Annotated in this window: 23 protein-coding genes; 4 read left to right on the forward strand and 19 right to left on the reverse strand. The window is 53.1% G+C overall.

The genetic code is table 11. The features are described 5' to 3' along the window. Nucleotides 1-55: 55 nt before the first annotated feature. Genes FJ147_08070 through FJ147_08085 form a run of 4 tightly spaced genes read right to left on the reverse strand, consistent with a single transcriptional unit; the run spans nt 56 to nt 4,794 of the window. The gene (locus FJ147_08070; protein ID MBM4255839.1) at nt 56-553 is read right to left on the reverse strand and encodes a hypothetical protein; all 498 of its coding nucleotides are present in this window, start codon (nt 551-553) and stop codon (nt 56-58) included. A gap of 14 nt (nt 554-567) precedes the next feature. Next, nucleotides 568-1,056: a CinA family protein gene (locus tag FJ147_08075; GenBank protein ID MBM4255840.1), complete on the reverse strand. Its 489-nt coding sequence runs from the start codon at nt 1,054-1,056 to the stop codon at nt 568-570. Nucleotides 1,057-1,091: 35 nt separating this feature from the next. Next, the gene (locus FJ147_08080) at nt 1,092-2,561 is read right to left on the reverse strand and encodes a hypothetical protein (GenBank protein ID MBM4255841.1); all 1,470 of its coding nucleotides are present in this window, start codon (nt 2,559-2,561) and stop codon (nt 1,092-1,094) included. A 25-nt stretch (nt 2,562-2,586) separates the two neighbouring features. Continuing rightward, on the reverse strand, nt 2,587-4,794 hold the full coding sequence (locus FJ147_08085; protein MBM4255842.1) for a DEAD/DEAH box helicase: 2,208 nt from the start codon (nt 4,792-4,794) through the stop codon (nt 2,587-2,589). A gap of 221 nt (nt 4,795-5,015) precedes the next feature. Here FJ147_08085 and FJ147_08090 point away from each other — a divergent pair, with 221 nt between their 5' ends. Together FJ147_08090 and FJ147_08095 are read left to right on the forward strand one after the other, a co-directional pair. Beyond that, on the forward strand, nt 5,016-5,516 hold the full coding sequence (locus FJ147_08090; GenBank protein MBM4255843.1) for a hypothetical protein: 501 nt from the start codon (nt 5,016-5,018) through the stop codon (nt 5,514-5,516). Nucleotides 5,517-5,612: 96 nt separating this feature from the next. Then, nucleotides 5,613-6,473, forward strand: coding sequence for a DUF3108 domain-containing protein (locus FJ147_08095; GenBank protein ID MBM4255844.1), 861 nt, complete (start codon nt 5,613-5,615; stop codon nt 6,471-6,473). A 104-nt stretch (nt 6,474-6,577) separates the two neighbouring features. On the opposite strand, the gene FJ147_08100 is transcribed toward FJ147_08095, so the two are convergent. Beyond that, nucleotides 6,578-7,195, reverse strand: a complete 618-nt coding sequence (locus tag FJ147_08100; protein MBM4255845.1) for a TetR/AcrR family transcriptional regulator — start codon at nt 7,193-7,195, stop codon at nt 6,578-6,580. 153 nt (nt 7,196-7,348) lie between these two features. On the opposite strand from FJ147_08100, the gene FJ147_08105 reads away from it, so the two are divergent. Both FJ147_08105 and FJ147_08110 read left to right on the forward strand, forming a co-directional pair. Continuing rightward, nucleotides 7,349-8,560, forward strand: coding sequence for a cytochrome P450 (locus tag FJ147_08105; protein MBM4255846.1), 1,212 nt, complete (start codon nt 7,349-7,351; stop codon nt 8,558-8,560). A gap of 100 nt (nt 8,561-8,660) precedes the next feature. Continuing rightward, on the forward strand, nt 8,661-9,446 hold the full coding sequence (locus FJ147_08110; GenBank protein ID MBM4255847.1) for an SDR family oxidoreductase: 786 nt from the start codon (nt 8,661-8,663) through the stop codon (nt 9,444-9,446). Nucleotides 9,447-9,681: 235 nt separating this feature from the next. Here FJ147_08110 and FJ147_08115 read toward each other — a convergent pair whose 3' ends face one another. The 14 genes from FJ147_08115 to FJ147_08180 form a co-directional block, all read right to left on the reverse strand. Next, on the reverse strand, nt 9,682-10,848 hold the full coding sequence (locus FJ147_08115) for an aminotransferase class I/II-fold pyridoxal phosphate-dependent enzyme (protein ID MBM4255848.1): 1,167 nt from the start codon (nt 10,846-10,848) through the stop codon (nt 9,682-9,684). 18 nt (nt 10,849-10,866) lie between these two features. Continuing rightward, the gene (locus FJ147_08120; GenBank protein ID MBM4255849.1) at nt 10,867-11,472 is read right to left on the reverse strand and encodes a glutathione S-transferase family protein; all 606 of its coding nucleotides are present in this window, start codon (nt 11,470-11,472) and stop codon (nt 10,867-10,869) included. Nucleotides 11,473-11,517: 45 nt separating this feature from the next. Further along, on the reverse strand, nt 11,518-12,228 hold the full coding sequence (locus FJ147_08125) for a DUF309 domain-containing protein (protein ID MBM4255850.1): 711 nt from the start codon (nt 12,226-12,228) through the stop codon (nt 11,518-11,520). Next, on the reverse strand, nt 12,225-14,552 hold the full coding sequence (locus FJ147_08130; GenBank protein ID MBM4255851.1) for an endonuclease MutS2: 2,328 nt from the start codon (nt 14,550-14,552) through the stop codon (nt 12,225-12,227). Before FJ147_08130 ends, FJ147_08125 begins: the two co-directional genes overlap by 4 nt. A gap of 86 nt (nt 14,553-14,638) precedes the next feature. Then, nucleotides 14,639-15,439, reverse strand: coding sequence for a YaiO family outer membrane beta-barrel protein (gene yaiO, locus FJ147_08135; protein MBM4255852.1), 801 nt, complete (start codon nt 15,437-15,439; stop codon nt 14,639-14,641). Nucleotides 15,440-15,481: 42 nt separating this feature from the next. Next, on the reverse strand, nt 15,482-15,973 hold the full coding sequence (locus FJ147_08140) for a tetratricopeptide repeat protein (GenBank protein ID MBM4255853.1): 492 nt from the start codon (nt 15,971-15,973) through the stop codon (nt 15,482-15,484). Between the two features lie 49 nt (nt 15,974-16,022). Then, entirely contained in the window at nt 16,023-16,664 is a 642-nt protein-coding gene (locus FJ147_08145) for a tetratricopeptide repeat protein (GenBank protein ID MBM4255854.1), read from the reverse strand. 7 nt (nt 16,665-16,671) lie between these two features. Then, the gene (locus tag FJ147_08150) at nt 16,672-18,216 is read right to left on the reverse strand and encodes a hypothetical protein (protein MBM4255855.1); all 1,545 of its coding nucleotides are present in this window, start codon (nt 18,214-18,216) and stop codon (nt 16,672-16,674) included. A 77-nt stretch (nt 18,217-18,293) separates the two neighbouring features. Further along, nucleotides 18,294-19,754 (reverse strand): glycosyltransferase family 2 protein, encoded by a 1,461-nt coding sequence (locus tag FJ147_08155; protein ID MBM4255856.1) that lies wholly within the window; start codon nt 19,752-19,754, stop codon nt 18,294-18,296. A gap of 13 nt (nt 19,755-19,767) precedes the next feature. After that, nucleotides 19,768-20,805: a HEAT repeat domain-containing protein gene (locus FJ147_08160; GenBank protein ID MBM4255857.1), complete on the reverse strand. Its 1,038-nt coding sequence runs from the start codon at nt 20,803-20,805 to the stop codon at nt 19,768-19,770. 4 nt (nt 20,806-20,809) lie between these two features. After that, nucleotides 20,810-22,948, reverse strand: coding sequence for a response regulator (locus FJ147_08165; protein ID MBM4255858.1), 2,139 nt, complete (start codon nt 22,946-22,948; stop codon nt 20,810-20,812). A 22-nt stretch (nt 22,949-22,970) separates the two neighbouring features. Further along, complete coding sequence (locus tag FJ147_08170; GenBank protein MBM4255859.1) at nt 22,971-23,423, reverse strand: transposase; 453 nt, start codon at nt 23,421-23,423, stop codon at nt 22,971-22,973. A gap of 142 nt (nt 23,424-23,565) precedes the next feature. Beyond that, complete coding sequence (locus FJ147_08175) at nt 23,566-24,435, reverse strand: D-N-carbamoylase (protein ID MBM4255860.1); 870 nt, start codon at nt 24,433-24,435, stop codon at nt 23,566-23,568. 98 nt (nt 24,436-24,533) lie between these two features. Further along, nucleotides 24,534-24,965, reverse strand: a complete 432-nt coding sequence (locus FJ147_08180) for a hypothetical protein (GenBank protein ID MBM4255861.1) — start codon at nt 24,963-24,965, stop codon at nt 24,534-24,536. Between the last annotated feature and the right edge of the window lie 178 nt (nt 24,966-25,143).

The following is a 25,143-nucleotide window of genomic DNA, read 5'->3' on the forward strand; positions in this document are numbered from 1 at the left end:
ACTTAAGGTAACCGACAGGGGCACAACGTGCAGTGCCCCGAAGGCCACACGTAGACTACTTTGCCGAAGACTGTTCCTCGGGTGTCTTCTCCTCACCTTCTGCCACCGGAGCTTCTACTCTGATCAACTGCAATGTTCCCGAACGTTGTCGTAAATATCCCGTAATCGTGAGCGGTGTTCCTGGGGTAGCTTGACCGATCTTCGAGAGCATATGTTCTGGTCCGCTCAGGGTGATATTGCGTTTCCCATTCGTATACTTTTGCAAAATCGAGTAGGAGGTAATCCGCGCGTCATCCAGTGCCTTTGCCTCAGTGACGTCAAGATCGTAGTTACCTTGATACGCACTGATTTCGAGGGTCACCACGCCTAAAATACTCTTTTCATGGTCTCCGTTAATGATCCCTTTGAGCTGGATTCTAAACGGTATGGTTGACTCCTCAGATTCAACGTTCGAGCCACCAACCCCAAAGGAAATTTGTGCCGTCGCGCCAGTGGGGGCACACATCATCAATCCAATAGAGATAACTCCAGGGAGAATCCAATGCATAGTCATTGCCGCCTCCTAATTTATGCACTTCTCCTAATACAATTTTCTAACAATTCCAACGCCGCCTGGGTAAACGACCACATATTCAACTCGCGATTGCCATGACGGGTTTCGATGGTCAGCGTTTGCTCAAGCGGCCCGGCAATAGCTATGCACGCGTGACCGGCGGCATCACCGTAACGATTGCCGGTGGGACCAGTCGCTCCAGTCTCACTCAAGCCCCATGTTGTTCCGAGCCGTTCTCTCACTGCGCGTGCTAACCGGAGCGCATATTCCTCGGTACTGGCGCGAATGCCGCTAAGCGCATCATCAGGAACGCTTAACAATGCCCGCCGGGCATCGTGTGTGTAGATCACACCTCCAGCAAGAAAATAAGCCGATGCTCCAGGAACCGCGAGCAGCGCGGCAGAAATCAATCCCCCAGCCGAGGATTCGGCGACCGCAATTGTGTGTTTTTTCTCTTTCAGTAATGCACCCACCACTTGTCCCATTGATGTGAGATTTGGCATAAATCACTTCCTTGAGTATGAATATGAGAGGTTGGCTATACAGCCTCTACCTTTGGCAGTTCTTCTCCTAACGCAAGCCGAGTCAGAAACGCCCGCAACTCGTTATCGGACAACCCTTGTGGGGCAGAAGAGGTAAAGAAAAGGGAGATCTGTTGAGCCTCAGAAGACAGGCCAGCGAGCCGTTCTTGGGCCCGAGCGCGAACCAGCGGGCCAATTAATCGCGATAACTCGGACGTGAAACGCGCAGCAAGCAACAGCCCTTCGCCAGCACTTTTAATCTGCGCCAAGGCACGACGATAGACGGTGACCATCCCTGCGTGCAAAGCAATCGTATTACCCGACTGTGACCATAACTCACTGTGCAGCGATTCCCATTCCAGTGTTAATTCATCGACGACTGGCCACAGCGCTGAATGCAGCATTGCGGCACTTTCAGCAGCGATCAGGCGTACCAAGAGCGCTTTCCAATCATCCGAGAGTTGAAACGGGCCTCGAAGGATTGCGTACGTTTGGACCGTCGGACGTTCAAGGACTTCCCCATGTGCATCAAGAACCAGGTGGTCTTCGATTGCTTGGCCGAGCAGCGCCAAACCCGCAATGTAACGCGGGGGTTGTTCCTCACTTGGCGATGTGCGAATCGCATACGCACTGCCGGCCAAATCTGGACGATAGTAGACACGCCCACGGTCGTACACTTTCTCCACGCCGTTGCGGAGTTGGACACAGGTGTGTACTGCAGGGAAAAAGCGTTCGTGGGGGAGTGGCTCCCAATCAACCGGCGCTTCTTTCATAGCAAGTTGGACTGCTGTTTCCTCCGCACCTTGAGCAAAACGCTCACGCATGGCTCCTGGTTCCCCACGATAACGGAAGGACTCGCTCAAGGTCGCGAACAGCCGTTCGGTTGGGTAGGGGCCTCGATAGCGCAAAATTGCTTTTCCTTGATCATGGGCGAGTAACGCGAGCACGTTGAGGAGCGTAGATCCTGCGCCCAATGGCAGACGCACGGGATCATCGAGTGGTGGCAGTGCATCGAGGTCTTCGTACGCTACGGAGCGGAAAAAGGTCAACGGGTGCGCAACCGTGAAGCCAGTCTCTCCCTCAAGAAGCGACACACTGTCCGACATGCCCCAGCCAATGTGGTTTGTCGTGCGACGCTCTACACCTAAAAAACGACTATCGAGTCCGCGGGCTTTGAATCGGGTGAGCCTCCCAGCCGCATCGCGATACAATAGCAAAAGTAGACGACCATATCGGTCAAACGTTGCCAGACGCTGAGAAACAAGTTGTGAATATGTCGATGGAAGGAAAAACGTCAGTGAACCATAAGGCGAGCGCTCGACAATGCGATGTCCATTAGAGAGAAAGACTTCAATTTCGCCCTGCGGATGACGTACGGCGTTTGCAGTTGCCACAGAGAGGGAAGAAAGAAGCTCGGCGGGTACACCTTCAGTTGCGAGAGTGCTGAATGCTGACGCGAACCTGTCGTGGGGCATGGTGTCTGTCATGTTGGTCCTTCTCAGTTCTCAACTCCTAGAGTTTTGATCCTTGTAGTGCCCCGATTTGTTCCGTTGTCAGATATCGTGCTAACACTTCAGGTGAAGCGTCACGTAACGCGGAGACAGAGTCAAAACCGGCGGAGACCAGAGCTCGAATTTCCTCACGGCCGATGCCTGGCAAATTGGCGCGCGCAAGAGTCAAGCCATCAGCATCAACCCCGAGCCGTATCCGTTCGGCGAGATTGCTCATTTGCTGACTCGGAGACCAACCCATGACGTCAGCAACTTCGGCTGCCGCCTCGGCTAACCAGCTCACTTCCTCAGTTTGTGCTTTGATGGTTCCTGCATAGCATTGATAATTATTCTCCAAGCCTGAAAGCTCTTGCCCTTTGATCCAACCCATCAACAACAACGACAGTTTTGCTGAGCGCACTTCCTGTGTTGTTGGAAGCATCTTTGCATGGAGCATATGCTTAAAGTCGTCGCCAAAGTCCCCGCTCTGATCCTGAGCCCACTCGTTCAACTTACTTTCGTATACACGTCCACGATGTTCAGCTATCGACAAGGGAAGATGTACGCGTTTACCGTCATCGGTCAGACTTAAGAGATGAAGAAGCTCCAAATCCGCGACCTGTCGTCCGCGCGACGAATCGAAGAAGCGAGCAAGTTTGACGGCCGTAGCTGCTCGAATTCCCTTGCGCGCTGCCGCTTCGCCCAGGGTCGTTGCTTCAATCTGGCCTGTGTCTCGCACAGTCACGAGTTGCACTTTCGCAAGCGCATCGAGTGCTTTCTCTAACTCGGAGGCAAAGGCCTCCTTCTGCTTCCGTTGCTGAAACCCAAGATACGTGAGCGAAAAAAATTCCCGTAACTCGTCTTTGCTGGTGCAGATCTTTGAAGCGATGACGTTGAGTACCCGGTCTGCGAATCCTTCCTGTCCAGGAGCAGGGGCAAACTGCTCGTGCTCTCCGGTGACATACCCGCGCCATAATAAGTCAGCTTGGAACTGATTGGTGGCAATTAAGATCGAACGCCCGAATTCTTCACGCAATCCGAGTCGGCCAGCACGACCAGAAATATTTTCATACTCCGCCCATGAAAGTGGCACTTCGATGGCTGCTCCTGTCCGTCGGTCGCTGTCCCATTTGACTGCTTCAAGAAAAACCGTTGACGCAGGAAGATTGACCCCGAAGGCGAGCGTCGAGGTGCACGCAATCACTCGAAGTTGGCCACTCCGATAGTGGGTTTCTACTATCGTGCGTTCCTCCGGCGTGAGATCAGCGTGATGAAACGCTACGCCCCCAGAGAAGGCTGTCCGAAGCTGCACTTTCAATGCGGTCTCCTCTAGTGTTTCAAGTGCAGCCAAAGCCTCTTGCGCAGGGGGAAGTTGCGCCTGCTCGGCTAATGCCAGTGCGCACTGCACTGCGTCACGTCGCCCTTTCAGAAAAATCAGGATTTGTTCACCCTTTTCAAGGAGATGTTTGACATTGGCAAAAAGAATGTCGCGAGGATCTTCAGAATCGGTCGACGCTAGTTGCTCTTCACCTTCTTCCCCTGAGTTGTAGGTCTTGTAACGAAAGCGACCGTCCAACAAAACTCCACGATAGAGCTCGACTGGACGCTCATCCTGAAATAACAAATCTGCTTCTAACCAGTCTGCAACCTGCTGCGCTTCTCGGAGCACGGCAGATAGGCCAAGCACCTGTGGTCGTGGTGTCGAGCGCAGTAATTTCGTGAGAGAAAGCTCAAGACCAGGACCACGTTCAGGATCTCCCAACATTTGTATTTCATCGACTACGACGAGCGCAACTGTGCGTAGAAGATGAGGGTGCCTCACTAATAGTTGGGAGAGCTTTTCGTAGACAAGTACGGCGAGGTGAAAATCTCCTTGTTCGATGTCGCGGTCGAACTCTCGTCGGTCTCGCGTTGCGACAACGACTTTGACTCCGTAGGCACTGTACCGCGCTTGGAACGTCTGATACTTTTCCTCAGCGAGGGCACGGAGTGGCGTGAGGTAGAGCACTCGTTTACCAGCGAAGGTGGCCCGCATTGCTGCCATCTCACCGACGAAGGTCTTCCCGGAAGACGTGGGCGAAGAAATGACCAGGCTGCGTCCTTCGAAAAGGTCATAGCGTTGCACAGCTACTTCTTGCACCGGAAGCAAAAACTCACCTTGTTGCTGTTCCCAGATTTGGAGCAAAGTGTCTGGTAGGCCGTATTTGCGTAGATCACGGATGCGTCGCATGCAGTTCTCTTTTCTGCGCTATCGTACCAAGGGGACCTCTCCGAGGGAAGAAGTACGAGCACTCGTTTGTATACGAGCGGTGCAACCTTTTTCTTTGCCCTATGTTTCTTTCTCCAGGCGCCGAGTTGAGGAAAGTAAAAAAGTTAACCGTTAGTAGCATGAGCAACCCCAACCTCTGAAGACATGACCCCTTCAGAGACCATACAAAGGAGCATGTGAAAATGAACCGTACTCTCACTATTGCCGCTGCCGCGCTGTTGATCGCAGGAGCAACCTACCCAATCCTTGCTCTCAATAGCAATCAGAGCAACGAAGCGGTCACGGCTGTTGAGAAGAAGGACGAGGTCGCAGCAGCAGTAGAAGTCAAACCCGCCGAGCCGATGACGACAGACGCAACCGCCACCGCGCCCTCCACTGAGACACAGGAAGTGAAGACGGTTGAGCCTATGGCAAAGGATGCAACCTCTCCTGTAACGAGCGAAACAAAAGAGATAGAGCCGAGTACGCACCTAGCCAAGAATGAGACCTCAGCTGCTCCAGCTAAGGTCGAGGCGAAGCCTGCAACTACTGTCAACACTCCGAGTGTGACCGAAACAGTGACAGGCGAAGCGAAAGATGCAGTAAAAGATAAAGTTGTGGATACGGTGAAAGACAAAGCGCTGGATACCGCTACAAGTGGGATGAAGACCCCGAGCGTCCCCAGTGTTCCCGGCGTAAAGTAGGATCCCTGTTTCTCTCGCAAGGGGGTAGGTGGCACCAGCCACTTACCCTTTTTTTCTGCCCTATCCCCTTCAACCTTTGCTCAGTATAGTACCCTCATGGTGCGCATACGTTGTCTGTCCATCTTTGTTGTTTTCGCTCTGTGTATAGGATTGGCGAGTGAGGCAGCCTTGGCTGTTAACCAGCCAGTGCGGCGCCAGCCGGTTAAGCGAAAAGTTCCTCAGAAAGCCACCCCCGCACAACCGAAACCAGTTTTACCCCCATCGATCTTTGCCCAAGGAGAGACCCTGAGATTTTCTGCTACCTTTAATCAACTCGATGCCGGTGGCGGAGATGTACAATTACGGAAAGAGAAACTGAGCGATGGACGTGAGGTCTTTCGTTTTAGTGGGAAAGCGCGGACCAGTGAGTGGGTCGATTTGCTCTATAAAAGACGAGACAGTGCGGATGCCACCTTTGGTTTGGGTGATTACTCGCCGCTGTCTTTTCTCTTACTCTCGCGCGAAGGAGATCGACGGCGTGAATACAGCGTACGCTATGATCCCACGACAAAGGCATTGATCGGTAGTGTGAAGAGAAAGAATCGAGTACGAGAACAGTCTCTCCCTGCCGGTAAGGTGTATGACCCGATTTCTGCACTCTATCTGTTACGAAGTCGTGAACTCGTTTCGGGAACGTCGATTGAAACCCAAGTGTTTACCGGTCGAGGACACTATCGGTTTGTTGCGCAAGTGGTGGGCAAAGAAACCATAGAGGTCGATGGCAAGAAACGTGCTGCCCTACGGTTGCAGCCTGAAGTGTATTCGCTAGACAAAGACACAAACGAGAACATTCTGCCACAAGAGACCACGCTATGGGTGTCTGCTGACCCGTTGCACATCCCGCTAAAATTGGAAAGCGGCACGACTTGGGGGTGGATTATCGTAGAGCTTGATCGGAAATTTCTCAAGTCGGAGTGATGCAGTTATCACCAGTATTCCTTAGTCTGGCGCCCTGTCGCTGTAAGGGCGTGGCGCGCTGTGCCCCTGTGGAGGTGGGAGACGGCGCGAGATATGAACCGCGATTACGACGGAATCTGCCCGCCTAATCCAACCACAAATACGCGGACCAATGCATCAAGATGACGACGAAATGCTGGTAGAGTCGGTGCGGTTGTGCTGTAGGTGCCAAGGCCAGACGCACTCCGTGTGAGTAATTCGGCTGCGGCTTCTGGCTCCAATCCTATCCGTGCCACGTGTAGCTCCCCTCTTTTCTCGGCTTCGGCAATCGTTTGCGCTAACAGGCGTTGATAACGTCGATCGGCTTGAGCAAACAGGTCGGTACAAAGTTGGTTCTTTGCATCGAGGATCTCACGGACATGAGCTGAAGCGTGGAGTAACTCGAAGAAGTACCCAAACTTGGCATCGAGTATCCCACGAAGCTGCTCTGGTACATTATGCGCCGCTGCCTGTGCGGTTTCGCTTGCCGCGAGCATCTTGTCGATGAGTTGCTGGGCGAGTGCGCGAAAAATCTCTTCTTTACTCTTGAAATACAAATACACGGTTCCTTTTGCGATTCCTGCCTCCTGCGCAATATCGTCAATAGACGTACGACGATAGCCGTAGTGCCCAAACAGGGAAAAGGCAGCCGTCAGAATTGCCTCATGTTTGTCTTTCGTCGATGGTGCTTCGCGAGGCGACATGATGATCCTTTAGAAAATGACCAAATGACCGATTGACTTAATGTGGTCATACAGTACAATTGAACGAAGAAAAGCGCAACGCTACCGATACATCTACTCAGCTACGGAGGAATGACTATGTCGAACATCGGGGATTCTGTGTCGCATACGAGCATGGGTGAAAATCCTGTTTCGGCACCGGTAGAATTTAATCCCTTGTTGCCGGAGTTCATTGCTAATCCACATCCTTTTTATCATCGTCTCCGGGCGGAGGATCCTGTCCATCGTAGCACGCTTCTTCCTGACACGTGGATCGTCACTCGCTATGCCGACGTGAGTATGGTGTTACGTGATGCCCGTTTTGATCGGCACGATGCCGAGAACTTCTTCCGCGAACGGTTTGGTGAAGGGCCACTCATCAGTGTCTTCACCAAATGGATGTTGTTCCGCGATCCACCAAATCACACACGATTACGTACCCTCGTCAACAAGGCTTTTACCCCACGAGCCATCGAAGGACTCCGTCCGCGTATTCAAGAACTCGTTGATCATCTTCTGGATGCGGTGCAACACAATGGTCGCATGGATGTTATGGTCGACCTCGCATATCCACTACCCGTGCTCGTGATTTGTGAATTACTTGGGGTGCCGGCGAAGGATCGTGACCTTTTCAAAGAGTGGTCTGGCGATGTTGCACGAACACTCGATCCGATCCAGACGCCTGAAATGGTGGAAAAGGGGCATGCAGTGGTTGAGTCAATGGTTGCGTACTTCCGTGACCTGATTGCTACGTTACGAAAGAATCCCCAGGACAATATCCTCAGCGCGATGATTGCAGCGGAAGAACGAGGCGATCGGCTCAGTGAAGACGAACTCCTGGCTAATTGTATTCTCCTCTTTTCTGCAGGCCATGAGACCACAGTCAATCTGATTGGTAATGGCCTCCTGGCACTGTTACGCAATCCAGAACAGAAACGACTCCTCCAGGAGAACCCAATTCTCATTCAAACTGCGGTCGAAGAATTCTTACGCTACGATGGACCAGTACAACTCACAGGCCGGAGCGTACGAGAAGATGTCGAAATTGGAGGAAAACACATTCGTGCGGGAGAGCGGGTGATAACTGTGCTTGCTGCGGCTAATCGTGATCCGGCGCAATTTCCCGATCCTGATCGTCTCGACATTACCCGCAAAGACAACCATCATATCGCCTTTGGGCACGGCATTCATTTCTGCCTGGGTGCGTCCCTCGCGCGAACCGAAGGGCAGTTAGCGATTGGAACCCTTCTTCGTCGTATGCCACAAGTGACATTGATTGATGACCAGCCACGCTGGCGACCGGCATTTACCCTGCGAGGATTGGAGGCACTACCAGTGAGATTCTAAGACAGAAAACGGATTCGTAATTCGTCCCCACCTCGCTCCTCCTTGACGTTTTGCGTATTAAGTGTGATGTGATTTTGAATGATGAGAAGCGGAGGACTTTGTGCCTATAGCGCTTATCACCGGCGCTTCAACCGGGATTGGTTACGAACTGAGTAAATGTTTTGCGGCTGATCGGCACGATTTGCTTATTGTTGCTCGGCAAGAGCAGCGGTTACGTCAGGTTGCTGAGGAACTGTCTAAGCAGTTTAGCGTGACCGTCAACGTCATCGCTGCTGATCTGGCGCAACCAGACGCGCCGCAACAAATCTTGGACGCAGCTCGCAAAGCCTCTTTGCAGATAGACTATCTCGTCAACAATGCTGGATTCGGTTTGGGCGGAAAGTTTGCCGAGACCGACCTTGCCACCGAACTCGGTATGATTCAAGTCAACATTTCTGCTTTAGTTTCTCTCACGAAGCTCTTTCTGCCTGAAATGCTCGCACGCAAATCTGGGAAGATTCTGAACGTTGCTTCTACGGCGGCGTTTCAACCTGGCCCGTCCATGGCGATTTACTGCGCAACGAAGTCCTTCGAGTTGATGTTTTCTGAAGCAATAGCGAATGAACTCAAAGGGACGGGGGTAGCGGTGACCGCGCTGTGTCCTGGAGTCACTGCATCAGAATTTCAGAAACGTGCACGAATTGAAAATACGCTCCTGATTAAAAGCAAAGTGCTAGGCATGATGACCGCTGAACAAGTAGCCCGGATTGGCTATCAAGGGTTCATACGTGGGAAGCGCATTGTTATCCCCGGCCTCTTGAACAAAATCAGCGCCCAGGCCCCCCGTTTTTCTCCACGAGCTGTAGCAACGCAAATTGCTGGGATGATAATGGAGAAGCACTCGTAGATAGTCCAGAAAGTTTTGATGGCTAACTCAAGGGACGTCATTCCCGCGAATGCGGGAATCCAGGAGGCTTAACTACAGGCCCCTGCTGAATTTCCCTGGATGCCCGCCTGCGCGGGCATGACGAAACCCCATCCCTCAAAATTAAATGGACTGACTACTAGCCGCTGCGGAGCAAGAGAGAGGCTGAGAGATGAAATCGAGATTGCTGCTCTTTTCTCATCTCAGCCGCAAGTCGCTAGTGCTGGCTGTTCGTCAACGCCCGATCAAAGTCATCAATAAGGTCTTCTGTTGCTTCAATCCCGACCGACAAACGAATTAATCCGTCAGTAATACCTAACCGCCGCCGGTCTTCGGTGGATAATCCAGCGTGCGACGTCGTTGCGGGCCGGGTCATTAAGGTTTCAACTCCGCCAAGACTCGGGGCAATAATCGGTAGCGTAACCTTACGCATAAAGCGTTCTGCCGCTGCTGCGCCTCCACGCAATTCAAAGCTCAGCATCCCGCTGAATCCATCAAACAACTCGCAAGCCCGTTCATGGCGCGGGTGACTCGTAAGCCCAGGATAATTCACTTTCGCTACGGTTGGATGCTGTTCGAGAAACTGGGCAATCCGTAGGGTACTCTCGTTCTGATAACGAACACGTACTGCCAATGTTTTGAGTCCACGATGGAGAAGAAAAGCCGCATGCGGGTCAAGCGAGCCACCAAGGTGGTTGAGCTTGTGTGTGACTCTGGTTACGAGGGGAGCCTGTCCTAAGACAACCCCAGCGACAATATCAGAGTGACCATTGAGATACTTCGTCGCACTGTGTAGGGAAAGATCGAATCCCCAATCAAGTGGACGAAAGTTGACCGGGCTCGCAAACGTGTTGTCAATGATTGAGGTCAGATCGTTTTCTTTCGCAAACCAGGTCACTGCCTTGAGGTCCCCGACTTGTAAGAGTGGATTGGACATCGACTCGACGTAGATGGCTTTTGTCTGAGGACGAAGCTGACGTTTCCATGACGTTGGATCATCGCCATCAATGAAGTCGTACGACAAGCCGAAGGCCGCAAAGTCCTTGGTCAAGAGATCGTGCGTGCCCCCATACAAGCAATCTTGAACGAGGAGATGATCACCGGCGGACAGAACCGTGAGCAGCGTCGTCGAGATTGCCGCCATCCCACTACTAGTGACTAAGGCAGCTTCGGCGTTTTCCAAGGCCGCTAACTTCTCGTGTAAAGCAAGATGATTTGGGGTGTTGTTGAGGCGAATGTAGCGGACATCGTGATAGTTGGCCTCACCGGAGGTCTCGAACATCGCTGATTGAAAGATTGGCGTGATGACTGCACCAGAGATACGTGGGGTCGGTTCTCCTGCATGAACAACCTTGGTGTCGAGGTGTTTGAAGGTTGTAGCCATAGATGCTGCCCTCCGTTGTTATTCCTGTGTGATCGGAATATGCTTTGGTTGCGAACGCACCCGTTCTAACCAGGCGCGGATGTTTGCATAGGGAGTAAGGTCAAATCCCCCTTCGTCAGCAACGTGCGTGTATGCGTAGAGCGCAATATCTGCGATCGAGTAACGTTCACCAACGAAAAACTTTCGTCCAGTAAGATGCTTTTCCATCACATCGAGTGCGGCGTAGCCGAGCGGGCGTTTTTGCTCAAGCCCAGCTTTCCGTTCAGGCGTGAGATCAAAATGTTGTAACCAGAAGCGTGCGGTGGCAATGTTGGGCTCGTGGTTGTATTGCTCAAAAAACATCCACTGCAACACTTGCGCCCGTTCCCAACGGTCAGTGGACAAGAATGGTGTTCCTTCAGCAAAATAGAAAAGAATAGCATTGGATTCGGCGAGATACGTGCCGTTTTCGAGTTCAACGAGCGGAATGCGGCCGTTACGATTTTTCTCCAGAAACTCTGGTGTTCGAGTCAGTCCCTGCAAAATGTCAATCTCAAGTCGCTCGAACGGAATACTGAGTTGCGTGAGTAGCAAACGTACCTTGTAGCCATTCCCTGACGGCAAATAGTCGTACAGCCGGATCATTGGGCATTGTCCTCCATTTGCGGTTCTCTGCGTTTCTGTCCGAGCTTACGCAACAAACTGTAGTGATGGAATGAGTGCTGGCGAAAATCGTTGAAAATGTTCCGGGCCAAGCGTTTGCAGCTCTTGTTGACAGAGCCGCAAACGCGCGACGAACTGTTGGAGTTCGATACCAAGGAATTCTGGTTGGGAGGGACGAATCTTTCCGAGCCCATCATGGAGCAGCGCGATAGCACCGCGAAAGTTGCAATTCCCGAGATGATGAAAAGCTACAGCAATCTGAATGAGGCCTTGCAAGAACCGGCGGACTTCTCCTTCTTCTTGCTTCCATTGGTCTTCGAGAACCTCATGGACTTCAAAAAATAATTGACCATTGAAGAGTTGTACTGCTTTGCGGAGCGCAGTGGTACGAGTATCGTCTTGTTCATTGGGTACCCACGACGTCAACGCCGATGCGTACTGTGTCAGCTTGGCGACTGTTGATGCGTAATCGTCAGTAAGCGATGGAACAAGTGTCGCCGTTTCTCTGGCTTCGGACCTCTCCCAAGACAGAAGCGGGATACGACGGAATCCGACTGTAACCCCGGTTGTTTGGCTGGTAGGGAGGGCAGCGCTGAGAGCCTCGATAGATACGGATACTGGTGGGGTAGTGGTCGTGCTACAGTAGGCAGCAAGACAGCGCAACGCTACAGCAGCCTCAGGGCTATCAAGCGCCTCGAGGATGGATTCAGCAAGAAGATTGCGCGCTTCGATCTTCATGACGTCAACTCGACAACCGTTGCTCCTCCACCCCCTTCAGCACGTGAAGCTTCATTATACGAAGCACAGTAGGGAGAGTTGGCGAGAAATTCACGTACTGCTCGTCGCAACGCCCCTGTTCCCATGCCGTGAACAATGCGCACGGAGTTCTGGTGATTTAACACCGCTCGATCAAGAAACTCTTCCAGTCGTGGTAACGCTTCGTGAACACGTAAGCCCAGAAGATTAAGTTCTGGCATGGCGGCGGGACCAGTATCGACCCTCACTTGCAGTGTCTTTTCCCGTTTTTCGTGCGATTTACGGAGTTGATCTGCTGGTACCTCGAACGTTAAGCCGCCAGAGCGAATACGCGCACGATTGCCGTGCAGGGTGATGAGTTCTCCACGGATCTTACTATCCCGTAACTCGACGATATCACCGATCTCTGGCGGAGTGATGATCGGAGCTGGTGCAGACTGCACCGACTGTTCCTTGGTTGTCACATCCTGTCCGCGTTGATGAAGAAACTGTGCGAGTCTTTGCCGCGCCTCGGGTCGCGCCGCTCTGAGGCTTGCTGTAATCTCTCGTCCTTCGTCACGTATCTGCCGGAGGAGATATTTAGCTTCGGCTGCAGCTTCGTGCCATACGCGTCGGCGTTTGTTTTCGACTTCAGCAAGTAACGTCTGCTGTTGGGTACGAAACGCTTCAGCTTCAGCTCGATCTTTTGCGGCTTGGGCACGATCACGCTCCAGAGTTGAACGTACTTCTTCCAAGTGGACGAGGGCTTGAGAGAACTGTCGTTCCTCTGTGGTTAACGTTGCTTCGGCGGCGACACACACTTCGTCGGGAAGGCCGAGACGTTTCGCCATGGGTAACCCCAAGCTTTGTCCGACGGTATTGTATGATAACTGATAGTGTGGTGTCAGCGTATCAAGATCGAAAGAAACGGCGGCGACCTGATAGTCGCCATCGGCAAGGGCAAACAGTTTTACCGGTGTGAGGTGTGTTGACGCAGCAACATGCACGCCTAATGCTTTGAGGTGTGTGAGAAGCCCACACGCGAGTGCTCCACCTTCGATGGGGTCAGTGCCGCCACCAGGTTCGTCGAAAAGGACCAATGCTGGTGCGGTAATGGCACTCAAGATTTCGGCAACATTCCGTACATGAGCAGAAAAGGTCGATAAGCTTTGCTCCAGTGATTGGGCGTCGCCAATGTCGGCAAAGATCCCGCAAAAAAATGGCAGACGACTTTCTTCCTGCGCTGGGATCAGCATGCCACTTTGCGCCATCAGACTCAGCAACCCTAACGTCTTCAGGGCTGCGGTTTTGCCTCCGGTGTTCGGTCCAGTGATGACAAGACCATGTTTTCCTTGCGGGATCAGCACGTCGATAGGGGTAACCAGCTTCCCAGTAGCGAGCAGCAATGGATGGCGTGCGGTGCGTAACTTCACCTCAGAGCCGCCTAACAGTGGTTTGCTACAGCGATACTTTCGTGCGAACACCGCATTGGCATACAGGACGTCGACTTCTGTCAATGCGCTGAACGCACTCTCTAACCGCGGGGTTTCTTCACGCACCAAATCGGTAAGCCACAGAAACAGCCGATGCTCTTCGGCTTCCATTTCTTTACGTGCTAACAACAATCGATTATTCAGCTCGACAGCGAAGAGTGGTTCAATAAATAACGTCTCTCCAGAACCGGAACGGTCTTGGACGATCCCATTCAGACGCGATTGGAAATTGGGGCGCACGGGAATGACAAAGCGATTGTTGCGAATGGTAATGTAGGTATCAGCAACAACGTCCTTTGCCTGGGAGGAGCGCAAGACTTGGTGGAGTCGTTGTTCGATTTCTCCGCTCAGGGTGCGGAGCCGACGACGTAGCGAGCGCAACTCTGGACTTGCTTCATCTTTCAACGCACCGCGTTCATCAAGACAGCGAGATAAGGTATCTTCAAGTTCTGAGAACGTTACCAAACGCTCAGGCAGGTCCCGAAGATGAGATCGTTCTTCGACATGACGACGAAAGAACGTTGAGAGCGTGCGAGACAGCGTAACTATCTCTAGTATCTCTAACAGCTTTGGTCCTTCTACTGCCGCTCCGAGCTGAGCTGCCCACTGTAAGGTTGAGCGAATGTCAGGAAATTCTCGGAGTGGTATCGTGAGGTGTTCTTCGAGTAAACGGAAGAACTGCCAGGTACGCTCACTGCTTGTTTCTACCGCTGTGGGTGTTGTTTCAGGATGAAGTGCAAGGCACGCTTCTTGACCACCTGCTGAAAGTGCGCAGCCAGCGAGCAGGTGTAAAACTTTATCGAATTCGAGTGCGAGTAAATCGCGAGTACGCATGCGGAATACCGTTTGCTTTGTCTCTTGCGCCTGATTATGCCAGGCTTGAGGTGACGCAGCAAACGTATGGCCGCAGCGGTGGCTACCTACCAGGAGTAGGTCAGTTTGATTGTTCCACCTTCGCGACTGTAGCGTTTTACGCGGTCTTCGTAGTGGTAGGAAACTTCCGCGAGGATCTGTTCAGTGAGGGGGAACTGCAGTCCTCCTCCCACACGAAAGGTAGTTACCTTGACGACATCCGGCGCCGCGGTGGGCCGCTCGACAGACTGTCCAAAAGAGCCACTGACGTAAGCATGCCAACGTTCTTTTGGTTCCCAGTCGAGGCGGGAAGAGAGTGAGCGCGCCCCGGTTTTTGGCACCAAGTAAATTTGCTCTGTCAGCCACAGGTTGTAAGGCAGATAAATGGTAAAGCCAGGAGAGAGCAGATCGACTTCGGATTGAGAAAAGCTCATATGCCGATAACCGAGCGAGAGTTCCAGGCGACTCAGCAAAGGGTTCGAGGTTCCAATTCCTTGATACACTGCACCACCAAGTGTCCAATGTGAGGAAAACTTTGGATTCGGGCTGAATGAAAAGGCAAAATTTCCCCAAGCCCTGTGCCATAACGGGCTGTAGACTTCACCAGAGAAGAGAGTGTCGCGCTTGCCAAAACGTTCAATTGACTCGACTTGCCCGACGAAGGTTTTCCCCCACAAACGTTGCACTGCGGAAAATTGCCACGTGCGCTCATCGGGAATCGAATTTGAGTAGCGAAAATGGCTATATCCGATACTCACACGGGCTCGTGATGATTGTCCATCTTCCTCATTGCTCCCCTTGTTCACTGCCTGAATGGTTCCTCGTAACGGAGGAACTGGTGGAGCCAAGCGAGTTTTGATGAGAGCAATACGTTGTGCGAGTTCATTGGTTGGTGCAACTGTCTGTAGCTCTTAGTACAGCGGTAACGCTGCGGCATCCTCTCCGCTCCAGAATAATGTGTCAGCAAGGCTGTGTTTCGCTTCTGTGTAATGGGGGTTTTCTCGCAATACGTATTCGAATATTGCCCGTGCTTCGGCATACTGCTTTTGCCAGGCATGGACACGGGCGAGGGCAAGCTGCACGTCGAGATCGTGAGGATGGCGCGTCAAAATATCCTTGTAGACAATCGTGGCCTCGGCGAACTGTTTACTGTACGCGAGGACGAGGGCTAGAGCGGTGCGAACTTCGTCGTCGTTCGGTTTGAGCGAGAGATATTGACGATACAATGCAGTGGCTTGCTCATAGTGCTTTGCTTGTGCTGCTGTTTGTGCACGAGAACGGAGTTCAATCAAGGAGTCGATACCTGGCTGAGCGCTCTGTGCCAACGCCATACTTTGGCCTTGACTCTCGATACCAGCACATAGGAAAAACCCCACAAAGAGGAAGATGCGCGCTTTCGTCATGATTATGGCTGAGACGGTCCGAGCTGGCACCTTGTAGCGCAAATGCTTACTATTCGTTGCTCTTCGCTGTTTGAGAAGAGTTCGCTTGTAAAGATTCTAAGCGCTTTTGCACTTCTGGATCTTGCGTCACCGCAAAAACCTGCTCATACAGCGAGGCCGCTCGTTTATGGTCCCCTTTCCAATAGAAAACATCGGCCAATCCCTGTTTTGCTTCAACATTATTGGGATTGTCTGTGAGTTCTTGCTCGAAGATCTGCTGTGCTTCGTTGTAGTTCTTTTGCCAGGCTTTTACGCGTGCGAGGGCGACGCGGATATCTCCATCCTGGGGATAGCGACGGAGAATCTCCTCGTACAGTGAGGTCGCGGTATCGTACTGCCCTTGCCATGCGAGCCGGCGTGCCAGTAGTGCCCGTGCCTCATCGTCCATCGGAGAGTGCGTGAGGTGTTCACGATATAATGCAATTGCTTGGTCATATTGCTGTGCTGCTTCAGCGGCCCGGGCACGCGCCACGAGGCTCGAATCGTCCGCTGGCGGCGCAGTAGCTGACGACTCGCTTGGTTCTGTTGTCGTCGTTTGTTCGGTCGTCGCTGGAGTAGGTCGCTTGTTCTTCTTAGATTTTGCGAATGTGGGTGTCGATACAATAGACAAGAGGAGCGCAGTGGCGAGGGCGATGACTGCAGTGTGGTTCATGATTTTTCTACTCCTTTCGTGATTCGTCAGTTAACGCGAGATAACCAGGGAGGTCGTGAATGACGACTCCAGCGAGGCTCGGGTTTGATAAGAGTTTGGACGTTTCGGCGATAACAGACTGCACTATCTGTTGGTTCTGCCCAGCAAACGTTACCCGCTCGGGGGCAACGGTGTAACGATGATGAACCCGAAACCAATCAGTCGTGACGGTTTCGGGTGGGGGAGAGAGGATGACCTGGCGGGCGCTCCGATCCAGGTATGCATCGGCACGCTCCCGGTGAATTTCGCGATGAAGAACGACATGTTGTTCCAGTGGTAAAGGGCGTGTTTCCAGTGCGAGCCATACCGGACGACCGATCAGGTCCCCATAACGGAGTGTGTCCTCGGCAAGTGATGGTAACTCCTTGCTGGTGGTACGGTAGCTCATAATGGCGACATCGTCGGCACGATCCATAACGGCAAATGTGACTGCACGACCATGCACTTTCTGTGAAGAGAACCAGAACGGCATGACGATCGAAAAACGTAAGCCGGGACGCAAGGCTGCTTTCAGCTGATCGATCGCGGTAAGGTAGCGGACGAACCCTGACTCAGTGGCAAAGAAATCTTCGAGGAGATATGGCTCGATATCGAATTGGACGCCGTCTAGGCTTGTGTTATCGGCGAGAGCGAGGAGCTGCTGTAGTTTCTCAACGAGTGGTGTGGGGTCGTTAATCGCTTCCGGATGACCGTCAAGCGCAAAGGCTTCGATACCGGTGTTTTTCACTGCACGAAGGAATTGAGCATACTCCGCCCATAGAGAATCGGCGTCTGTTGCCTTGGGCATTTGTACGAACAACCGACGACAACCTGCGCGTTGGCACTCCTCAATAACAGTACGACCTTGCGTGATGCCTTTATGATAATCCCAGAGCCAGAATCCAATCTGTGGGGAATGTTGCCGTAGCCGATCAGTTCGTTCGAAAACGAGATGTGAGAGGGTAACCGTATTGGTCAGGTCTTGGGGCAAGAGAACCAAGGACATGAGGTGACGCAGATCAAGTTGACGGGCTATCGTTTTGAGCGGCAGGCGAACATCAAAAGTGCCGTTTATCTGTAGGATCGGAACGTTGTCTTCCCGTTGTCGGGTTGCGACATCCGTCAAGGCGAGCGTGACTGCTCCAGATGTTTCTCCACGGATATGGAGAGTGTCGTAAGACAGGACATCGACCGCGAGGTCTGGGCGTTGAAAGAGGAGTTCTTGCCCGTGCGGCCCCTCCGCTTGTGCACGAGATCGGAGAATGAATTTGCCTTCTTTCCACTCTGCCTCATGGGTGCTGCCAAAGGACACCACTACACTTGCTTCGTGCAAGACTTCGCAACGACGCTCTGAAGGCCGAAACGAAGGAATGGGCTTGGGTGTCACCTTCTTGAAAGACACATATGGTGACTGCCCTCGGGGATAGGTGATGTCAATCTCTTGGACTGTCATCGGTATCGATCCGCGAACAGCAATGGCCTCTGTTGTAAGAACACGTTCCTGTGCCTGCGCTGTACAGAGTGTAAGCAGCAAAATGACTCCGCTCCACCATAATGATCGGCAGAAAGTTTCAGTCCTTAGCCATGGCATCGAGATATCTCCCCCAGGTTCTACGGACTTTTGGCGGCTGGAGTTGGTGGAGTGGGAGTTGAGGTGGTACTGAACCCCTTCCGTGTCATTGCTCCCCACTGGGTGTTTCCATTCAGATACTTCTTTAGTCCATTGAGTCGCCACACAACCGACATTTGTCGATAGCCCAGGTTTTCGAGTAATGCCCACTTCAGTAAAGTCAGGCGGTCTCGCATACTTTCATGACGATGGAAACTCAGCTCTTCGAGGAGGAGTGTGAAGACGCTCAGGAGTAAGCCGTACCCATACGCAACGAGAAAAAAGAAAATGGCGAATGATAAGTTGAGCAGACCAACCGCGAGACCGATGACGAGACCGATCAACCCCAGCGTTTCCATAATTGGAGCGAGAAACTCGACAAAGAAAAAATAGGGATAAACAATCATCCCCATTCCCCCATAGCGCGGGTTAAAAAACATACATCGATGCCGCCAAAGGACGTCGACGAGCCCTCGGTGCCAGCGGTCACGCTGTCGCCCCAAGACGTCTTTTGATTCCGGAACTTCTGTCCAAGCGGTTGGGTCAGGGATAAATTCAGCCTGCCGTGGGCCGTCAGTTTCATAGCCTTGGCGGCGCAACCGCACGACGAGTTCCATATCTTCACCAACGGTGTCATGGGCGTATCCACTGGCGGCGAGCACGGCATCGCGACGAAAGAGGCCAAACGCGCCTGAAATAATCATGTTCCCGCCCAGGCGGTTCAATCCGAGGCGACCAAACTGAAAGGCTCGCAAGTATTCAACCACTTGAATACCGGCATAATAGTTCCGCGGCGCATGGATCTCCACGATCCGCCCACCTTTGGCGACAGAATCATTCACAGCGCGGATGCCACCACCAGCAGCGACGACATCATCACCGATCAGGAATGGGCGGACCATGCGCAACAAGGAATCCGGCTCAATCAGGGTGTCTGCGTCGATCGCACAGACAAGGTCCCCAGAGGCGAAATTGATGCCGACGTTGAGTGCATCCGCTTTCCCACCATTTTCTTTATCGACGACGACAAGGTTGCCGTGGCGTCGTGACCGATAGAGCGTCTTTACTGGTTTTGTATGCACTCGTTGTGAGTAGACGGTATGAACCGGGAAGAGGTCGAAGTTCTTGATGAGGACCGCTACGGTTTCGTCTTTGGAACCATCGTTAATCACGACGACCTCAAGGCTCGGGTAGTAGAGGGTCAGGAGTGATCGCACACTTTCAGTGATCGTCGGGGCCTCGTTGTGGGCCGGAGCGAGAATACTAATAGTCGGCGCTACCCGCGAACTGAGAATGGTCCGTCGCCCAGCCCCACGGATATGGTGGGTTTGACGCCACATTTCCCATGCTGCAGTGACGAGGTTCAGTGCGTAGAAGCTGTTAACGAAGAGAAAATAGACGAGAATCGTCTCGTCAAGAGAAACAAGAAACTGGCGGATATAATCGAGCCACTGCTCTGGCATGGGTATCGTTGGCTCAGGCATGGGACGTCAAGTCGAGAACGTGGCGAGCCATGTCTGCTGCAGAAGGATCGCTCCCTTTCAGGGCGCGATTGAGAAAGAGGACACCCGGGGCACCAAGGGCGGCGAGTGCCAGCCCAGCTTCTTTCCGGACTTCCCACACCTGGTCACGCAGCAGAGAGGCTACGGTTGCGGCAGCAGGCCAGTGCGAGAGTTTCCCTAGCGCTCGCGTTGCGGAGGCGCAAACCGCAGGGTCAGCATCAGTCAGCAACGCCGTGAGAACCTCGGTAGCCTGTGCTCCGCCGAGGGAGCCAAGCAGGGTCGCCGCCAGTGCGCGAATTTCGGAGATGTGGTCACGAGTCAATGTGATAGCTGGGGGGAGCAGACGTGGATCAGCAATGTTAATGGCAATCTGCAGCGGTGCTTTCACTTCGTGTCCCGCGTGCGTCGAGAGGTATACGACTAGACGGTCAAGAACATTTCCTCCCATACGTAACAGTGAGTCTTGCACTGCGAAACGACACCAGCCGTCAGGGTCGCTGAGGAGTGCCAGCAAAATATCGACAGTGGCGGCGTCCGGACGGTTGACGGCCCATTCGGCAGCCTGTGCTCGGACGTACGGGTTACGATCAACCAGGAGGGGGAGCATTACTGCCTCGCGTGCACCTAACAAAGTGATCAGTCGTGCCCCGCGGAGGCGGCGCCACCACAAGCGACTGCGACATTGCCGTTCGGCACGAGTGGTCAACCGTAACTCGCGCCCCAGATTGGTAAGCCATTGCTTTTGTTCGCCACTGAGCGTGGGCAGGAGTTCGGAGAACAATCGAATTTGAAGACGAATTGGCAATTTACGAAACGGCTCAAGGAGTTCACGGCCACGACTAGGGTTGTCCAAGGCAACCGTGAGCGCTTCTCGCGCCTGATCCAGTAGCGGTTGGCTCCAGCGCTTGTAGCGTTGGAGCAATAACCCATGTCCAAGGAACCACACAACTAGAACACTAAGTGCGATTCCTTCAACAAACAGCGTCCATTTAACGATATCCTCTGGTGCCATAACCTCACTTATGCAGCTCGCGTCGGATGCGTCGCATCAACACCGGCATGCTAAAAGGTTTGGTGACATAGTCGACAGCGCCAAGTTCTAGCGCTTCAACAATTTCGGCTTCCGCCGCGCGCGCGGTCAACACGATAGCGCGGGTTTCTTGTAATACATTGTCCTGAGCGAGTTGACGTAACACCGTTAGTCCATCAAGACTTGGCAATCCGAGATCCAGAAGGATGACTCGGGCTTTCAAGCGTGGGTTCTCGCCACAGAGCGTGTCCACTGCTTCTTGCCCATCGCGGAGCCACTGTGCGTGATACCCTCGTGTTTGCAGAGCATGGAGCAAAAGGCCAGCAAGTGGGGCGTCTTCATCCAGAATAAGAATATCGGTACTCTGGGTCATCTCTTGCTGCCAACCAGTGGGAACGATCCGGTCTCCACCGGTGTCTTGAGCACGGAGGAGTGCCTGTTTCGCAGCGTGACTCAGCGCTACGATGTCATTGCCGTCGCCTGGATACTGGGCGATACCGGCACTAAATGTCCCTAACAGTGGTGTACCGTCATGTATGGCAAGTGGTGCGCGTCGGAACACTTCTAATGTTTCCGCTAGTCGTTGCACGCCATCTTCACGAGAGAGTCCGTACCCAGCGATGAGAAATTGAGTTGCAGTCCAGCGAATGATGAGGTCTTCTGCACGGAAACTCTCCAAGAGAAACTGGCCAAGACGGCGGACTCCCTGTTTCCAAACGGTAATTCCATGCTGATCCTTGCAGAGGGTTGCCTGATCAAACGCCACATGCGCAAGAGAAAAGGGTTGCTGATAACGAGTGGTGAGCCGGAAAAGACGATCAAGTGCAGCCTTGGCATTGTGCCGCGGTATCGCGCCAGTGAGGGGGTCAAATTCTGTGTTTGCCAGAGACTGTCGTGCTCGAGTCGCACGACGGACAACGTGAGCAGCGAGTTCGCTCGCGACGATGGGGTTGTAGATGAGGTCATCCGCCCCAGCAGAGAACATACGGTGGACTGTCTCTGCTCCTGGTTGGGTTGCGAGAAACAGAATCGGTACACCTCCCCATTGTGGGTCACTCCGGACCACGTGGCACAACGGAATACCAACACCGTTTGCGAGGTCCGCATCAAGGAGAAGGACATCCGGCTGATAATCTTCCAAGACCTCTATGAGAGTGTGCGGTGTCTTTAGGACGTGCAGGGCGAAACGCGGCGAAGCGAGTGCAGTACATACGGAGATTTGTACTGCGGGATCATCTACAACGACAAGGACTCTGGCGACTACTGGCTGCTCCTTGCAGAGGAACTGCCGCACGACATGAAAAAGCTGTGCCGATGACAGAGGCTTGAGGAGAAAGCTTTGCCCACCGAGTTGTGTGCTCTCCATACGATTAGCAAAGGTATCTTCCTCAGCAAGAACAAGGATCGGAACAGGAGATATACGATCTTCAAGCGCGACTAACAGAGTTAGCCAGCCGTCTGGATCCCGGCTCTGGGCCAGGGTGACAACGAGAACGTCGGGCGGATGGGCAGAGACTGCCTCTTGTGCAGCCGCGACATCAGCTGCGACGGTGACGCGTAACCCTTGGCCAAGTGCGTCAAGGGTTACGTGCTCTGTCCATTCATGGTCATCGTCGACGATGAGAACGGATGGCACATGGAGTGACTCTGACTGGGAAATCTCGGGAAAGGTTGGTGTCTGCTCAAGTTGTGCACGCAAGAGGACAACGACCTCAGCAAGCCGTAGTACTTGCGCCGAACTTGAAGTTGGATGGCCTGCAAAGAGGTGTTCCGCCTCACGCGCAAGCTGTGCGCCTTGAACAAAACCAAAGACCCCAACCGATCCAGCGAGTTTGCGTGCCTCATGCTCTGCTTGTTGTCGTAAACTCTCTCCTAAGGTGCTGTCCAGGACTGCAATCGTTGCATCGTCTAAAATGGCAAGCTGGGCCTCAATCGACCCTTGCATACGTTGCCAAGCATCAGCACAGGCGGTGGTGAAAGCCGCTGGGGCCAGCGGGAGTTCTGGCGTGGTGGATGAAGTGAGCGCTTGGGTGCTCATGGCGTCCAGAGCAGCGCCATGCTCGGGCGATTGCGCTGCTCTGGACGCCATGTCAGACGAGGCGTCGGTTTCCAATATCCGCGACATAGAACACCCAAGGAACAACCCTTTAGGCTGCGTATCGTTCTGAAAGAGGAACCGGATCTAAAGGAATATCTGGTAATGGAAGCGGTTGAAGCTCTTCGGTGAGTGGTTGTGGTATCCGTTCGACTGGTGGCACGGTTGGAAGTGACACGGACGATCGTCCAACAAGGGCTCGGGACCAGTCAATCTTGTCAGCCTCAGGGAGCTTGGCGATGAGCAGGTCGTGGATCGATTGCCACACACCGGCCTTTTGCCGCTCATACAATCTGCGCCAACACGTCATGCCGGACCCACACCCCATCTCGCGCGGAAGTGCTTCCCAAGGAATGCCACTTTTCAAAACGAAGAGAATACCGGTGAATACTTTGCGGTTGTCGACAGGCTTCCGTCCAGGGAAGCTGAATCTTCGAGGTTTCGGGGGAGGCAGTACTGCGGTGATCTCTTCCCAGAGTTCGTCGCTTAACAACGGTTTGGCCATAAACTCCTCTCCAAGAGGTCAGTGAGGTATGTGAGGGGACCTCTTGCTCAGTCGAGAGCATCGGCCAACAGCGAGCGAACTTGAGGGAAAAGGGGGGCGATTGCAGAGATAATGCGGGTTCACCGCATCTAGCAAGAATCGCTCATTTTGTTACAATCTGGTGATATTCCTCCGGTCGCCGATCGGCGAGGAAATCCCACTGTTCTCTCAAGTTGACGACATCATCAAGATCGATGGTTGCGATGATCAATTCGTCTCCTGCGCTTTGCGCTTTCGCGAGGATTTTTCCACTCGGGGCGATAATGACACTGCCACCGATGTATTCTGCGCCATCTTCGATACCAGCTTTTCCGATAGCAATGACGAAGACTTGATTTTCCATTGCTCCTGCACGAAGGAGAATCTCGGAGGTCTCTTGTCCCACCTCTGGAGGCTGACGAAATGTTGGAGTGTTGTACGGAACACAGAGTAATTCTGCCCCTTGTAACGTTAACGCACGATAACTTTCTGAGAACCGCCGATCATAGCAGATACAAGTGCCGATTCGAGTTGTTGGGAGTGTCACCACTGGAAAGCCGAGGTTACCGCTCGAGAAGTAGCGTTTCTCAAGAATGTTGAGACCCTCCCATCGCGGCTCGACCCAGCCAGGGATGTGCATCTTGCGGTATTTACCAAGGATAGTTCCGTCGGGAGCAATGATAGCGGCACTATTGTAGTACTCGTTATTATGGCGTTCGGCGTAAGGAAGCACGAAATGGAGTTGCGCACGACGAGCGGCCTCAAAAAGTGGTTGCGTGATCGGGGAAGGCAACGCATCTTCGAAAAACGAATCAATTGTGGAGTGGATTTTCGTGGCAAAGTATGGCGTCAGCGAAAGTTCGGGAAAAGCGAGCAGTGCAACGCTCTGTTTTCCTGCCTCGTCCATTAGTGCGACCATGCGACGCACTGTCTGCTCTTTGCTCGGAGAACTCGGCCCTAATTGTGCGGCGGCAACAGTGAGAGATCGTCCCATTTGGCTGCTCCTTTTCTGGTTGCCATTACTGCGAAACCCAGGGGTACGTCAAGGGAGCAGCGTGACTTTGCCTGAAGGAATGGGGAGGGTTGGCTGATCTATCGTGCGCTAGCGGCGAAGAAGATTTTCAGTGCTTTCGCCCCAGCCGCTAGGGCAAAAACGTAGCGCATGCGAAACAGTCCATCTTCAATCTGCGCGGCAACGCCTTCTAATGGTGAAGACTCTCGGGTCGGACTTGCTGGAGCCTTGGCTGGATGTTCCACTGGAGGCGTCTCGACTCGTTCCTTTACTGGAGCAGGGGGTGGGGGCGCTTTTGCTGTGCTTACCGATTTCTTTGCTTTTTTCCCTGGGTCAAGATCGGTAATGTTTACAATATCGTTTTTTTGAAAAGCGAAGGAACCCAAAGAAGTATAGACCTTCACGGTATTGCCGTTCTCTTCATAGTTATTGACAGTCATCCGATGACCGTCGGCGAATTCAATAAGGAATTTCGCGTGCGCGGGAACTGGCCACAGCCTGGCCTGGTGCAAAGACGCCTCACGCTGCCTGTTGAAAGTGGACCTGCTTTTCTTCCGCTAGCGTGAGCTGGCGGAAGGCCTGTTGGCGTTGGGCCTGGAGCGACGGCCCCAGGTGCTGCTGGCACCACTGCCGGACTTGTGTGGTAGAAACCGTCGCCAGTGCGTCTCGAATCACTTCGGGTGTAGTGGA

Source organism: Deltaproteobacteria bacterium (assembly GCA_016874775.1).
GTDB lineage: Bacteria > Desulfobacterota > Binatia > Bin18 > Bin18 > VGTJ01.

Coding starts and splice junctions, on each gene's coding strand:
- FJ147_08085 (MBM4255842.1), bottom strand. CDS start 4,794: ATGCGACGCATCCGTGATCTACGCAAATACGGCCTACCAGACACTTTG.
- FJ147_08075 (MBM4255840.1), bottom strand. CDS start 1,056: ATGCCAAATCTCACATCAATGGGACAAGTGGTGGGTGCATTACTGAAA.
- FJ147_08140 (MBM4255853.1), bottom strand. CDS start 15,973: ATGACGAAAGCGCGCATCTTCCTCTTTGTGGGGTTTTTCCTATGTGCT.
- FJ147_08145 (MBM4255854.1), bottom strand. CDS start 16,664: ATGAACCACACTGCAGTCATCGCCCTCGCCACTGCGCTCCTCTTGTCT.
- FJ147_08095 (MBM4255844.1), top strand. CDS start 5,613: ATGGTGCGCATACGTTGTCTGTCCATCTTTGTTGTTTTCGCTCTGTGT.
- FJ147_08070 (MBM4255839.1), bottom strand. CDS start 553: ATGACTATGCATTGGATTCTCCCTGGAGTTATCTCTATTGGATTGATG.
- FJ147_08100 (MBM4255845.1), bottom strand. CDS start 7,195: ATGTCGCCTCGCGAAGCACCATCGACGAAAGACAAACATGAGGCAATT.
- FJ147_08160 (MBM4255857.1), bottom strand. CDS start 20,805: ATGGCACCAGAGGATATCGTTAAATGGACGCTGTTTGTTGAAGGAATC.
- FJ147_08175 (MBM4255860.1), bottom strand. CDS start 24,435: ATGGGACGATCTCTCACTGTTGCCGCCGCACAATTAGGGCCGAGTTCT.
- FJ147_08155 (MBM4255856.1), bottom strand. CDS start 19,754: ATGCCAGAGCAGTGGCTCGATTATATCCGCCAGTTTCTTGTTTCTCTT.
- FJ147_08105 (MBM4255846.1), top strand. CDS start 7,349: ATGGGTGAAAATCCTGTTTCGGCACCGGTAGAATTTAATCCCTTGTTG.
- FJ147_08080 (MBM4255841.1), bottom strand. CDS start 2,561: ATGACAGACACCATGCCCCACGACAGGTTCGCGTCAGCATTCAGCACT.
- FJ147_08125 (MBM4255850.1), bottom strand. CDS start 12,228: ATGAAGATCGAAGCGCGCAATCTTCTTGCTGAATCCATCCTCGAGGCG.
- FJ147_08165 (MBM4255858.1), bottom strand. CDS start 22,948: ATGTCGCGGATATTGGAAACCGACGCCTCGTCTGACATGGCGTCCAGA.
- FJ147_08170 (MBM4255859.1), bottom strand. CDS start 23,423: ATGGCCAAACCGTTGTTAAGCGACGAACTCTGGGAAGAGATCACCGCA.
- FJ147_08115 (MBM4255848.1), bottom strand. CDS start 10,848: ATGGCTACAACCTTCAAACACCTCGACACCAAGGTTGTTCATGCAGGA.
- FJ147_08120 (MBM4255849.1), bottom strand. CDS start 11,472: ATGATCCGGCTGTACGACTATTTGCCGTCAGGGAATGGCTACAAGGTA.
- FJ147_08090 (MBM4255843.1), top strand. CDS start 5,016: ATGAACCGTACTCTCACTATTGCCGCTGCCGCGCTGTTGATCGCAGGA.
- FJ147_08130 (MBM4255851.1), bottom strand. CDS start 14,552: ATGCGTACTCGCGATTTACTCGCACTCGAATTCGATAAAGTTTTACAC.